This is a genomic window from Lelliottia sp. WB101 (genome assembly GCF_003051885.1).
GTDB lineage: Bacteria > Pseudomonadota > Gammaproteobacteria > Enterobacterales > Enterobacteriaceae > Enterobacter > Enterobacter nimipressuralis.
Map to the genome: position 1 here is coordinate 507,523 of NZ_CP028520.1, position 13,426 is coordinate 520,948.

Sequence of the window (13,426 nt, forward strand, 5' to 3'; positions counted from 1 at the left end):
TATCCGGCCTGCAAGAGATTAAACCCGGTAAGCGAAGCGCCACCGGGCACACCTGTCAGCGGTCGTCTTTATGATCGAGGCGGTCGCGCTGATCGTCCTTACGCTGAAACTCCCCGTCAAAGGTCTCTCCATTTCCCGGCCCAGTGCTGAAACCGCCGCCAGGCATGCGGTTAAAACGCAGATGCGGTAGCAGTCTCATGGTCAGAAGTTTTTGCACCGGTGGCAACAGCAGTAACAGGCCAAGGAAATCGGTGAAGAACCCCGGCAGAATCAGCAGCAGACCCGCAAGAATCAGGGACACGCTTTTGATCATCTCGGCTGCCGGGCTTTCCCCCGCCGCCATCTTCTGCTGCATTAACAGGAAATTTTTGAAACCCTGATTGCGCACCAGCGACATCCCAATTACGGATGTGAAGATAACCAGGATCAGTGTCAGCAGGACGCCCAGCACGTGGGCGACCTGGATAAAAATTGAAATCTCGATGTAAACATAGAGAAAAATGGCAATAAAAGGTATCCAGCGCACTGGTTTCTCCTGTGTGGCAGACGCCTCTGGCCTCTGTCTGTATGTGTTTGCGAGTCGCGTCTTTCTGTAATGGAGACGGTTAGCCAAATTTCAATCGGTTTGCACGGATATTTTTTCTGGAAATATTCAAGCGGTGATTCATTTCACAGATTAATAATTATCATGAGATGAGGGCGATAATAAGTGATCCAGATTACGGCAATTCGCTATCATCAGCATATGATCTCGAGTATCTGGCTGATTGAGGGAATAATCGTCGGTCAGCAAATATTGAAAACCACATATCTACTGTGTGTTTAGTACAATCCATCGGCCGCTTTAAAAGAAGGTTCACATGTTAAACAACATTCGTATCGAAGAAGATTTGTTGGGTACCAGGGAAGTTCCAGCGGATGCCTACTACGGTATTCACACTCTGAGAGCGATTGAAAACTTTTACATCAGCAACAACAAAATCAGCGACATCCCTGAATTTGTACGTGGCATGGTGATGGTGAAAAAAGCCGCAGCACTGGCAAACAAAGAGCTGCAAACCATTCCGAAAAGCGCTGCAAATGCCATCATCGCCGCCTGCGATGAAGTGCTGAACAACGGCAAATGCATGGATCAGTTCCCGGTTGACGTCTATCAGGGCGGTGCGGGGACCTCCGTCAACATGAATACCAACGAGGTGCTGGCTAATATCGGTCTTGAACTGATGGGCCACCAGAAAGGTGAGTACCAGTACCTCAATCCAAACGACCACGTTAACAAGTGCCAGTCTACCAACGACGCCTACCCGACCGGTTTCCGTATCGCCGTGTACGCCTCTGTGGTGAAACTGATCGACGCGATTAACCAGCTGGGCGATGGCTTCCAGCGTAAAGCCGTTGAGTTCCAGGACATTCTGAAAATGGGCCGTACCCAGCTGCAGGATGCTGTGCCGATGACCCTCGGCCAGGAGTTCCATGCCTTTAACGTGCTGCTGAACGAAGAGACCCGCAACATCCTGCGCACCTCTGAGCTGCTGCTGGAAGTGAACCTTGGCGCCACCGCCATCGGTACGCGTCTGAATACCCCGGACGGCTATCAACAGCTGGCAGTGCAGAAACTGGCGGAAGTCTCCAATCTGGCGGTTGTTCCGGCGGAAGACCTGATCGAAGCGACCTCCGACTGCGGTGCCTACGTGATGGTGCACAGTGCGCTGAAACGTCTGGCAGTGAAACTCTCCAAAATCTGTAACGACCTGCGCCTGCTCTCCTCCGGTCCACGCGCTGGCCTGAACGAAATCAACCTGCCAGAACTGCAGGCCGGTTCGTCCATCATGCCAGCTAAAGTGAACCCGGTGGTGCCAGAAGTGGTTAACCAGGTGTGCTTCAAAGTCATCGGCAACGACATTACCGTGACCATGGCTTCCGAAGCGGGTCAGCTGCAGTTGAACGTCATGGAGCCAGTGATTGGCCAGGCGATGTTTGAGTCTATCCACATTCTGACCAACGCCTGCTACAACCTGCTGGAAAAATGCATTAACGGCATCACGGCGAACAAAGCCGTGTGCGAAAGCTTCGTCTATAACTCCATCGGTATCGTCACTTACCTGAACCCGTTCATCGGCCACCATAACGGTGACATCGTCGGGAAGATTTGTGCCGAAACCGGTAAGAGCGTGCGCGAAGTCGTCCTTGAGCGTGGACTGCTGACAGAGGCTGAGCTGGATGATATCTTCTCGGCGCAGAACCTGATGCACCCGGCCTACAAAGCGAAGCGTTATACCGATGAAAGCGAACAATAACAGTTCGGGTTAAACTTCCGAAAGGCACGTCACTTGTGACGTGCCTTTTTGCTTTTATAGGACATCACAAAAATAACATTTACGTATCCAACAACTAACATTCAAGGAAGCGATTATGATTGTCATTGAGCTGATTATCGTTTTAGCGGCGATTTTCCTCGGCGCCAGGCTAGGGGGATTGGTATCGGCTATGCCGGGGGATTGGGCGTGCTGGTTCTGGCAGCCATTGGTGTCGCACCGGGGAAAATCCCGTTTGACGTTATCTCCATCATCATGGCGGTGATTGCAGCCATCTCGGCCATGCAGATTGCGGGTGGTCTGGATTATCTGGTTAATCAAACGGAAAAACTGCTGCGCAAAAACCCGAAATACATCACCATTCTCGCGCCGGTCGTGACCTACTTCCTGACGATTTTTGCCGGTACGGGCAACATCTCTCTGGCAACGCTGCCGGTTATTGCAGAAGTGGCGAAAGAGCAAGGCATTAAGCCGTGCCGCCCGCTGTCGACTGCTGTGGTCTCCGCGCAGATTGCGATTACCGCCTCGCCGATTTCTGCCGCGGTGGTGTATATGTCATCGGTAATGGAAGGCCATGGCGTTAGCTATATCCATCTGCTCTCCGTGGTGATCCCATCGACGCTGCTGGCCGTACTGCTGATGTCGTTTCTGGTCACTATACTGTTTAACTCCAAACTTTCTGACGATCCGGTGTACCTGAAACGTCTGGAAGAAGGTCTGATCGAACTTCGCGGTGAAAATAAAGTTGAGATCAAACCACGCGCGAAACTGTCGGTGCTGCTGTTCCTGCTGGGCGTGGTCTGCGTGGTGATTTATGCCATCGTCAACAGCCCAAGCCTCGGCCTGGTGGCAACACCGCTGATGAATACCACCAACGCGATCCTGATTATTATGCTGAGCGTCGCGACCCTGACCACCGTGCTGTGCGGCGTGGAAACGGACAGCATTCTCAGCTCCAGCACCTTCAAAGCCGGGATGAGCGCCTGTATCTGTATCCTCGGCGTGGCGTGGCTGGGTGATACTTTCGTTTCCCACAATATCGACTGGATTAAAGAGACCGCAGGTACCGTGATTCAGGGCCATCCGTGGCTGCTGGCGGTGATTTTCTTTGTGGCTTCCGCGCTGCTGTATTCTCAGGCCGCGACGGCGAAAGCGCTGATGCCGATGGCGCTGGCACTGAACGTGTCGCCACTGACCGCTGTGGCCTCTTTCGCTGCCGTTTCTGGCCTGTTTATTCTGCCAACCTATCCGACGCTGGTCGCGGCCGTGCAGATGGACGATACCGGGACGACGCGCATCGGACGCTTCGTCTTTAACCATCCGTTCTTTATTCCGGGCACGATGGGCGTGGTGTTTGCCGTCTGCTTCGGTTTCCTGATCGGTAGCGTGATTCTTTAAGCTTTCGGTGTTGTAAAAATAGTTAAAGTCGGGCCGCTCAGCGGCCCGATTCATTAATGCCCTCAGGCTCAGCGTGATATAGTGATTTTTTCGCGATGAGGAGGTCGAGTAGTGAATACACCTGACGCTGTCGTTGTACTGTGTACCGCCCCCGATGAAGCCACTGCCCAGGAGCTTGCCGCCAAAGTGCTGGCAGAACAGCTCGCTGCCTGTGTGACGATCCTGCCCGGCGCTACCTCGATGTACTACTGGGAAGGCAAGCTGGAACAGGAGTACGAAGTGCAGATGCTGCTGAAAACCAACGTCTCGCATCAGCAAGCGCTTCTCGACTGCCTAAAGTCTCATCATCCATACCAGACCCCAGAACTGCTGGTGCTGCCAGTGGTTTACGGCGATAACGATTATCTCTCATGGCTCAACGCTTCCTTACGCTGATCCTGCTGCTGTGCAGCACATCAGTTTTTGCCGGGTTATTCGACGCGCCCGGCCGCTCTAATTTCATTCCCGCCGACCAGGCGTTTGTCTTCGACTTCCAGCAGAACCAGCACGATCTCAATCTGACCTGGCAGGTCAAAGAGGGCTATTACCTCTACCGTAAGCAGGTGAGCATTACCCCAGCTCGCGCGACCGTCGGCGAGCCGCAGCTGCCCGCAGGCGAATGGCACGAAGATGAGTTCTATGGCAAAAGCGAAATCTACCGCCATCGGCTGACGGTGCCGGTCACGGTAAATCAGGCCAGTTCGGGCGCCACGCTGACGGTGACATACCAGGGCTGCGCCGATGCAGGTTTCTGCTATCCGCCAGAGACCAAAGTGGTACCGCTGAGCGAAGTGCAGGCGTCCCCTGCACCTTCAGCCCCCATAGTTGAAACGGGTGATACGAGCGCTAAGCTGCCCTTCTCCGCGCTGTGGGCGCTGTTGATCGGTATTGGTATCGCCTTCACGCCCTGTGTCCTGCCGATGTATCCCCTGATTTCCGGCATCGTCCTCGGCGGCAAACAGCGTTTATCCACCGCCCGTGCGCTGCTGCTGGCCTTTATCTATGTTCAGGGGATGGCGCTGACATACACCGCCCTTGGCCTGATCGTGGCCGCAGCAGGGCTTCAGTTCCAGGCGGCGCTCCAGCACCCTTATGTGCTCATTGGGCTGTCGGTGGTCTTTACCCTGCTGGCACTGTCGATGTTTGGGTTATTCACCTTGCAGCTGCCGTCGTCCCTGCAAACACGCCTGACACTGATGAGCAACCGTCAGCAGGGCGGTTCTGCGGGCGGCGTCTTTGCAATGGGCGCCATTGCCGGGCTGATCTGCTCCCCCTGCACCACCGCGCCGCTCAGCGCAATTCTGCTCTACATCGCTCAGAGCGGGAACATGTGGTTCGGTGGCGGGACGCTCTATCTTTATGCACTGGGCATGGGGCTGCCGCTGATTCTGGTCACCGTCTTTGGCAACCGTCTGCTGCCGAAAAGCGGTCCGTGGATGGAAACCGTGAAAACGGCGTTCGGCTTTGTGATTCTGGCCCTGCCGGTATTCCTGCTCGAACGTGTGATTGGCGACGTCTGGGGAGTGCGCCTGTGGGCGCTTCTGGGTGTGGCGTTCTTCGGCTGGGCGTTTATTACCAGCCTGCAGGCGCAGAAGCCGTGGATGCGAATCGTGCAAATTATCCTGCTGGCCGCCGCGCTGGTGAGCGTGCGTCCCATTCAGGACTGGGCGTTTGGTTCTCCAGGCGTACAAACCCAGGCGCATCTTAGCTTTACTCAAATCAGTAACGCTGATGAGCTGAACACCGCTCTGGCGCAGGCCAAAGGGAAACCCGTGATGCTCGATCTCTACGCCGACTGGTGCGTGGCCTGTAAAGAGTTTGAAAAATACACCTTTAGCGATCCGCAGGTGCAAAACGCGCTGAAAAATACCGTTCTGCTGCAGGCCAATGTGACGGCCAATAACGCGCAGGACAAGGCTCTGTTAAAACAGCTCAACGTGCTCGGCCTGCCGACTATTTTGTTCTTTAATGAGCAAGGAGAAGAGCAGCCTGCCGGACGCGTGACGGGTTTTATGGATGCCGCAGCGTTCAGCGCGCATTTGCGCGATCGCCAACCGTAAACGACACTGTTAACGGGAGAAACCGTTAGCATTGGGAGGAGAAAACCGTGCAACGTGAAGACGTACTGGGACAAGCCCTGCAATTACTTGAGGTTCAAGGGATCGCCAGCACCACGCTTGAGATGGTTGCCGAACGCATCGATTATCCTCTGGATGAGCTTCGCCGCTTCTGGCCCGATAAAGAAGCGCTGCTGTACGACGCCCTGCGCTATCTGAGCCAGCAGGTGGATATCTGGCGCAGGCAGTTAATGCTTAACGAAGAGCTGACGGACGAGCAGAAAATACTGGCGCGTTATACGGCCCTCGCGGATTGCGTTCGCAACAAACGCTACCCAGGCTGCCTGTTTATCGCCGCCTGCACTTTCTATCCTGATCCAGGGCACCCGATCCATCAGCTGGCGGATCAGCAAAAAAGCGCGGCGCACGACTTTACCCATGAGTTGCTCACCCGACTCGAAGTCGACGATCCGGCAATGGTCGCGCGGCAGATGGAGCTGGTGCTGGAAGGTTGCCTGAGCCGTATGCTGGTCAACCGCAGCCTGGCCGACGTCGAGACGGCACACCGCTTGGCAGAAGATATCCTGCGTTTTGCGCAGTGCCGTATGGGTGGCGCGCTGACTTAGGCCAGCATGCCTGCCCACGCAGAGATGAGCAGGCACAGCGCCATTACGCGTTGAAAGCGCACCATCGCTACGGTGGTGCGAAACACCCGATTTACAGCCTTTCCCAGCCACGCCCAGCACATCAGACACGCAATCGAAATGATTAAGAACCAGAGCGCCATCAGCGCCACATCCCGCAGGGCATGCTCTCCCACTGGCGCAAACAGGCTCACGACGGCCAACGCCATCATCCATGTCTTTGGATTGATCACCTGTAAAAGCGCCGCCGCACGCGCCGTAAATCGGTGATGCGAGCCATGTGACAGGTTTGCCGCTGGCGCACTGAATAACTGCCAGCTCATCCAGCTTAACCACAGCACGCCAGCCCAGCTCATCACCTGACGAATCAGCGGGTACTGGCGCAACACTTCCCCGGCACCCGCACCAGAGATCAGCACGATGGCACTGGCCGCCACACAGCCGCTGACAAGGGCGGGAATCGTCGCCTTGACCCCGTAGTGCTGGCTGTTGGTCAGAACAAGGATATTGGTTGGGCCGGGCGTTATCGAGGCGACAAAAGCAAACAGCAGAAACGGCATCACGTTCACAGGTAGCTCCTTATTTTTGGAGCTCTGACTGTGCCGCTATTTTCTGGAAACGTCTGGAAGGTTTGTGCACAACTTTCGGTAATGGGCAGGGGTGATGCGATAGGCCCGCTGGAACCAGCGTCCAAGATGGCTCTGATCGGCAAAACCCAGTGACGCAGCGACATCCACCGGTAAATCGCCACGTGCCAGCATCTGACGGGCTTTGGCGAGCCGAAGCTGGATAAGCCAGGCGTGCGGTGCCAGATGGAACTCACGTTTGAAACAGCGCGTCAGCGTAAAGCGGTCGGTTCCCGTCTCGCGCGCAAGATCAGACAGCCCGAGATTTTCGCCCATATGCGCATACAGATAGTCACGCGCCCGATGTGCCACCGCCGCGCTTTGCAGCTGCGAAGGGAGCCTTTTGCGCCAGTGGCAATGGGAAGTGATCTGCGCCAGCATGTGATCCATCGTGCTTTGCTGGACAATTTTCATCTCATCCTGATGCAGCGCATTAAACGTCTCACCGATGGTGCGAACCAGCTGCGGCTCACGCGTCAGGGTTTGCGCAAAATGGAGTGAATAACTACCGGGCGTGGATTCGTATAGCCCGTGCAGCGTGTTGTTCAGCCACTGTTCGTCCAGATAGAACGTCAGATAGGTAAAGCCGCCCTCGACCGGGGCATCGCCATCATGGATTTCACCGGGTTCAAGCAGAAAGGCATCTCCCGGCTGGCTCTGGTGACGCTCGCGGCGGCAATGGAACTGCTGAGTGCCAGAAAGCGTAATGCCCACCAGATAGCTGTCGTGCCAGTGTGGGTCGAAAGCATGGCCTTCGAAGTGTGCCTTAATGGTTTCAATACCTGTGTCTGCATGCTGACGTAGCTCAAGCCAGTCGTTCGCCATATCGCCCTCCTCTGATCTGTCAGCATTGCTATTTAGCACCCCCATTGTCTGGAAGATTTGTGCAATTTCGCGGTGCAAACGGACAGATTGCCGTAAAGTTAAGCAGTTGAACAGCTTTTCCTGAATTAGGGTTGACGACCATCCGGGATTAAGGTTTAATGCGCTCCGTTGCCCGGATAGCTCAGTCGGTAGAGCAGGGGATTGAAAATCCCCGTGTCCTTGGTTCGATTCCGAGTCCGGGCACCACTATTTAGAAAAACCAGCCTTCGGGCTGGTTTTTTGCTTTTGAGGATTCGGTAGATTCTGGCCGTTTCATTCAACTCTATCGATTGCTTTTCCACAGTCCTAACACCTCTTTTTTCAGCAGCATTCCGCTCGAATTCCACTACTCGACTTACTTTTTCACGCTTATAGCGGCGCTATAAGAGGCTGACTCTTTGCATAGAAGGGGTTTGATGGGATTGAGGAGGGTGATTCGTGACTGGATGGCAGAGCAGTAACCGGGCTGTTTTGCCGGTGTGGGACTATTTTTGTATAAAAACAAAAACGCAAAAAGGCCATCCTTGCGGATGGCCTCTTCACTTAATTGATGCCTGGCAGTTCCCTACTCTCACATGGGGAGACCCCACACTACCATCGGCGCTACGGCGTTTCACTTCTGAGTTCGGCATGGGGTCAGGTGGGACCACCGCGCTAAAGCCGCCAGGCAAATTCTGTATCAACACGCATCTCTGCGCATTAATTAATCTGTATCAGCTGAAAATCGTCTGTCTCTGCTTCGCCAAAACATCTTCGGCGTTGTAAGGTTAAGCCTCACGGTTCATTAGTACTGGTTAGCTCAATACATCGCTGCACTTACACACCCAGCCTATCAACGTCGTAGTCTTCAACGTTCCTTCAGGACTCTCAAGGAGTCAGGGAGAACTCATCTCGGGGCAAGTTTCGTGCTTAGATGCTTTCAGCACTTATCTTTTCCGCATTTAGCTACCGGGCAATGCCATTGGCATGACAACCCGAACACCAGTGATGCGTCCACTCCGGTCCTCTCGTACTAGGAGCAGCCCCCCTCAATTCTCCAGCGCCCACGGCAGATAGGGACCGAACTGTCTCACGACGTTCTAAACCCAGCTCGCGTACCACTTTAAACGGCGAACAGCCGTACCCTTGGGACCTACTTCAGCCCCAGGATGTGATGAGCCGACATCGAGGTGCCAAACACCGCCGTCGATATGAACTCTTGGGCGGTATCAGCCTGTTATCCCCGGAGTACCTTTTATCCGTTGAGCGATGGCCCTTCCATTCAGAACCACCGGATCACTATGACCTGCTTTCGCACCTGCTCGAGCCGTCACTCTCGCAGTCAAGCTAGCTTATGCCATTGCACTAACCTCCTGATGTCCGACCAGGATTAGCTAACCTTCGTGCTCCTCCGTTACTCTTTAGGAGGAGACCGCCCCAGTCAAACTACCCACCAGACACTGTCCGCAACCCGGATTACGGGTCTACGTTAGAACACCAGCCATTAAAGGGTGGTATTTCAAGGTTGGCTCCACGCAGACTGGCGTCCACGCTTCAAAGCCTCCCACCTATCCTACACATCAAGGACCAGTGTTCAGTGTCAAGCTATAGTAAAGGTTCACGGGGTCTTTCCGTCTTGCCGCGGGTACACTGCATCTTCACAGCGAGTTCAATTTCACTGAGTCTCGGGTGGAGACAGCCTGGCCATCATTACGCCATTCGTGCAGGTCGGAACTTACCCGACAAGGAATTTCGCTACCTTAGGACCGTTATAGTTACGGCCGCCGTTTACCGGGGCTTCGATCAAGAGCTTCGCGTTGCCGCTAACCCCATCAATTAACCTTCCGGCACCGGGCAGGCGTCACACCGTATACGTCCACTTTCGTGTTTGCACAGTGCTGTGTTTTTAATAAACAGTTGCAGCCAGCTGGTATCTTCGACTGGTTTCAGCTCCATCCGCAGGGACTTCACCTACACACCAGCGTGCCTTCTCCCGAAGTTACGGCACCATTTTGCCTAGTTCCTTCACCCGAGTTCTCTCAAGCGCCTTGGTATTCTCTACCTGACCACCTGTGTCGGTTTGGGGTACGATTTGATGTTACCTGATGCTTAGAGGCTTTTCCTGGAAGCAGGGCATTTGTTACTTCAGCACCGTAGTGCCTCGTCATCACACCTCAGCGTTAAAAAGGTACCGGATTTACCTGGAACCTCCGCCTACATGCTTAAACCGGGACAACCGTCGCCCGGCTAACATAGCCTTCTCCGTCCCCCCTTCGCAGTAACACCAAGTACAGGAATATTAACCTGTTTCCCATCGACTACGCCTTTCGGCCTCGCCTTAGGGGTCGACTCACCCTGCCCCGATTAACGTTGGACAGGAACCCTTGGTCTTCCGGCGAGCGGGCTTTTCACCCGCTTTATCGTTACTTATGTCAGCATTCGCACTTCTGATACCTCCAGCATGCCTCACAGCACACCTTCAACGGCTTACAGAACGCTCCCCTACCCAACAACACATAAGTGTCGCTGCCGCAGCTTCGGTGCATGGTTTAGCCCCGTTACATCTTCCGCGCAGGCCGACTCGACCAGTGAGCTATTACGCTTTCTTTAAATGATGGCTGCTTCTAAGCCAACATCCTGGCTGTCTGTGCCTTCCCACATCGTTTCCCACTTAACCATGACTTTGGGACCTTAGCTGGCGGTCTGGGTTGTTTCCCTCTTCACGACGGACGTTAGCACCCGCCGTGTGTCTCCCGTGATAACATTCTTCGGTATTCGTAGTTTGCATCGGGTTGGTAAGCCGGGATGGCCCCCTAGCCGAAACAGTGCTCTACCCCCGAAGATGAGTTCACGAGGCGCTACCTAAATAGCTTTCGGGGAGAACCAGCTATCTCCCGGTTTGATTGGCCTTTCACCCCCAGCCACAAGTCATCCGCTAATTTTTCAACATTAGTCGGTTCGGTCCTCCAGTTAGTGTTACCCAACCTTCAACCTGCCCATGGCTAGATCACCGGGTTTCGGGTCTATACCCTGCAACTTAACGCCCAGTTAAGACTCGGTTTCCCTTCGGCTCCCCTATACGGTTAACCTTGCTACAGAATATAAGTCGCTGACCCATTATACAAAAGGTACGCAGTCACCCCATAAAGAGGCTCCCACTGCTTGTACGTACACGGTTTCAGGTTCTTTTTCACTCCCCTCGCCGGGGTTCTTTTCGCCTTTCCCTCACGGTACTGGTTCACTATCGGTCAGTCAGGAGTATTTAGCCTTGGAGGATGGTCCCCCCATATTCAGACAGGATACCACGTGTCCCGCCCTACTCTTCGAGTTCACAACGTGTGCATTTTTGTGTACGGGACTTTCACCCTGTATCGTGCGACTTTCCAGACGCTTCCACTAACACACGCGCTGATTCAGACTCTGGGCTCCTCCCCGTTCGCTCGCCGCTACTGGGGGAATCTCGGTTGATTTCTTTTCCTCGGGGTACTTAGATGTTTCAGTTCCCCCGGTTCGCCTCATGCCACTATGTATTCATGACATGATAGTGTGTCGGAACACACTGGGTTTCCCCATTCGGGTATCGCCGGGTCAAAGGTTCATATCACCTCGCCGACGCTTATCGCAGATTAGCACGCCCTTCATCGCCTCTGACTGCCAGGGCATCCACCGTGTACGCTTAGTCGCTTAACCTCACAACCCGAAGATGTTTCGTAAAACATCGTCGTGTCGCGAAAATTTGAGAGACTCGAACACACTGTCATCCTGTTCTTATTACGGAGAACAGACGCAGCGTGTCGTTTCAATTTTCAGCTTGATCCAGATTTTTAAAGAACAAAACTTCTTAATGCACTCGAAAGTACATTCAGAAGTTCATCATTCATCAGACAATCTGTGTGGACACTACAAAGGCAGGTTCTTTCAGGTAAGGAGGTGATCCAACCGCAGGTTCCCCTACGGTTACCTTGTTACGACTTCACCCCAGTCATGAATCACAAAGTGGTAAGCGCCCTCCCGAAGGTTAAGCTACCTACTTCTTTTGCAACCCACTCCCATGGTGTGACGGGCGGTGTGTACAAGGCCCGGGAACGTATTCACCGTAGCATTCTGATCTACGATTACTAGCGATTCCGACTTCATGGAGTCGAGTTGCAGACTCCAATCCGGACTACGACGTACTTTATGAGGTCCGCTTGCTCTCGCGAGGTCGCTTCTCTTTGTATACGCCATTGTAGCACGTGTGTAGCCCTACTCGTAAGGGCCATGATGACTTGACGTCATCCCCACCTTCCTCCAGTTTATCACTGGCAGTCTCCTTTGAGTTCCCGGCCGGACCGCTGGCAACAAAGGATAAGGGTTGCGCTCGTTGCGGGACTTAACCCAACATTTCACAACACGAGCTGACGACAGCCATGCAGCACCTGTCTCAGAGTTCCCGAAGGCACCAAAGCATCTCTGCTAAGTTCTCTGGATGTCAAGAGTAGGTAAGGTTCTTCGCGTTGCATCGAATTAAACCACATGCTCCACCGCTTGTGCGGGCCCCCGTCAATTCATTTGAGTTTTAACCTTGCGGCCGTACTCCCCAGGCGGTCGACTTAACGCGTTAGCTCCGGAAGCCACTCCTCAAGGGAACAACCTCCAAGTCGACATCGTTTACGGCGTGGACTACCAGGGTATCTAATCCTGTTTGCTCCCCACGCTTTCGCACCTGAGCGTCAGTCTTTGTCCAGGGGGCCGCCTTCGCCACCGGTATTCCTCCAGATCTCTACGCATTTCACCGCTACACCTGGAATTCTACCCCCCTCTACAAGACTCTAGCCTGCCAGTTTCGAATGCAGTTCCCAGGTTGAGCCCGGGGATTTCACATCCGACTTGACAGACCGCCTGCGTGCGCTTTACGCCCAGTAATTCCGATTAACGCTTGCACCCTCCGTATTACCGCGGCTGCTGGCACGGAGTTAGCCGGTGCTTCTTCTGCGAGTAACGTCAATCACTGTGGTTATTAACCACAATGCCTTCCTCCTCGCTGAAAGTACTTTACAACCCGAAGGCCTTCTTCATACACGCGGCATGGCTGCATCAGGCTTGCGCCCATTGTGCAATATTCCCCACTGCTGCCTCCCGTAGGAGTCTGGACCGTGTCTCAGTTCCAGTGTGGCTGGTCATCCTCTCAGACCAGCTAGGGATCGTCGCCTAGGTGAGCCATTACCCCACCTACTAGCTAATCCCATCTGGGCACATCTGATGGCAAGAGGCCCGAAGGTCCCCCTCTTTGGTCTTGCGACGTTATGCGGTATTAGCTACCGTTTCCAGTAGTTATCCCCCTCCATCAGGCAGTTTCCCAGACATTACTCACCCGTCCGCCGCTCGTCACCCGAGAGCAAGCTCTCTGTGCTACCGCTCGACTTGCATGTGTTAGGCCTGCCGCCAGCGTTCAATCTGAGCCATGATCAAACTCTTCAATTTAAGTTTGATGCTCGTGAATTAAACTTCGTAATGAATTACGT

At 54.1% G+C, this 13,426-nt stretch carries 7 protein-coding genes, 1 tRNA gene, 3 rRNA genes and 1 pseudogene; 6 read left to right on the forward strand and 6 right to left on the reverse strand.

Going from position 1 to position 13,426, the window contains the following annotated elements; translation table 11 throughout:
• Positions 1-55 precede the first annotated feature (55 nt).
• A complete protein-coding gene (locus DAI21_RS02365) occupies positions 56-526 on the reverse strand; it encodes an FxsA family protein (protein WP_100777919.1) in 471 nt (156 codons plus the stop codon).
• 334 nt (positions 527-860) lie between these two features.
• Between DAI21_RS02365 and aspA the strand changes: the two genes are divergently transcribed.
• The 5 genes and pseudogenes from aspA to DAI21_RS02395 all read left to right on the forward strand — a co-directional run bounded on the left by aspA (position 861) and on the right by DAI21_RS02395 (position 6,435).
• On the forward strand, positions 861-2,297 hold the full coding sequence (aspA, locus tag DAI21_RS02375) for an aspartate ammonia-lyase (protein WP_100777921.1): 1,437 nt from the start codon (positions 861-863) through the stop codon (positions 2,295-2,297).
• Between the two features lie 115 nt (positions 2,298-2,412).
• Positions 2,413-3,713: pseudogene (locus tag DAI21_RS02380) on the forward strand (anaerobic C4-dicarboxylate transporter).
• Between the two features lie 111 nt (positions 3,714-3,824).
• Positions 3,825-4,148: a divalent cation tolerance protein CutA gene (cutA, locus tag DAI21_RS02385; RefSeq protein ID WP_107702409.1), complete on the forward strand. Its 324-nt coding sequence runs from the start codon at positions 3,825-3,827 to the stop codon at positions 4,146-4,148.
• Positions 4,124-5,812 (forward strand): protein-disulfide reductase DsbD, encoded by a 1,689-nt coding sequence (locus DAI21_RS02390; RefSeq protein ID WP_107702410.1) that lies wholly within the window; start codon positions 4,124-4,126, stop codon positions 5,810-5,812. The genes cutA and DAI21_RS02390 overlap by 25 nt, the downstream gene beginning before the upstream one ends.
• A 47-nt stretch (positions 5,813-5,859) precedes the next feature.
• A complete protein-coding gene (locus tag DAI21_RS02395; RefSeq protein ID WP_102104422.1) occupies positions 5,860-6,435 on the forward strand; it encodes a transcriptional regulator in 576 nt (191 codons plus the stop codon).
• Here DAI21_RS02395 and DAI21_RS02400 read toward each other — a convergent pair.
• Both DAI21_RS02400 and DAI21_RS02405 read right to left on the reverse strand, forming a co-directional pair.
• A complete protein-coding gene (locus tag DAI21_RS02400) occupies positions 6,432-7,022 on the reverse strand; it encodes a LysE family translocator (RefSeq protein ID WP_107702411.1) in 591 nt (196 codons plus the stop codon). The two genes, DAI21_RS02395 and DAI21_RS02400, sit on opposite strands and share 4 nt — an antisense overlap.
• A gap of 36 nt (positions 7,023-7,058) precedes the next feature.
• Positions 7,059-7,904 carry an AraC family transcriptional regulator gene (locus DAI21_RS02405; RefSeq protein WP_158238460.1) on the reverse strand — a complete coding sequence of 282 codons (846 nt, stop codon included), beginning with the start codon at positions 7,902-7,904 and terminating at the stop codon, positions 7,059-7,061.
• A gap of 170 nt (positions 7,905-8,074) precedes the next feature.
• Here DAI21_RS02405 and DAI21_RS02410 point away from each other — a divergent pair.
• Positions 8,075-8,150 (forward strand) — tRNA-Phe (locus tag DAI21_RS02410).
• Positions 8,151-8,495: 345 nt separating this feature from the next.
• Here the strand turns inward: DAI21_RS02410 and rrf are convergent.
• The 3 genes from rrf to DAI21_RS02425 all read right to left on the reverse strand — a co-directional run bounded on the left by rrf (position 8,496) and on the right by DAI21_RS02425 (position 13,385).
• Positions 8,496-8,611: ribosomal RNA gene (gene rrf / locus DAI21_RS02415) — 5S ribosomal RNA — on the reverse strand.
• Positions 8,612-8,706: 95 nt separating this feature from the next.
• A 23S ribosomal RNA gene (locus tag DAI21_RS02420) occupies positions 8,707-11,612 on the reverse strand.
• 233 nt (positions 11,613-11,845) lie between these two features.
• A 16S ribosomal RNA gene (locus tag DAI21_RS02425) occupies positions 11,846-13,385 on the reverse strand.
• Together the 16S, 23S and 5S rRNA genes form the textbook arrangement of a ribosomal RNA operon.
• Positions 13,386-13,426: the final 41 nt, after the last annotated feature.

Bases quoted from the DNA above. Each gene is read 5' to 3' on its own strand.
- aspA (WP_100777921.1), top strand. From the start codon at position 861: ATGTTAAACAACATTCGTATCGAAGAAGATTTGTTGGGTACCAGGGAA.
- DAI21_RS02390 (WP_107702410.1), top strand. From the start codon at position 4,124: ATGGCTCAACGCTTCCTTACGCTGATCCTGCTGCTGTGCAGCACATCA.
- DAI21_RS02405 (WP_158238460.1), bottom strand. From the start codon at position 7,904: ATGGCGAACGACTGGCTTGAGCTACGTCAGCATGCAGACACAGGTATT.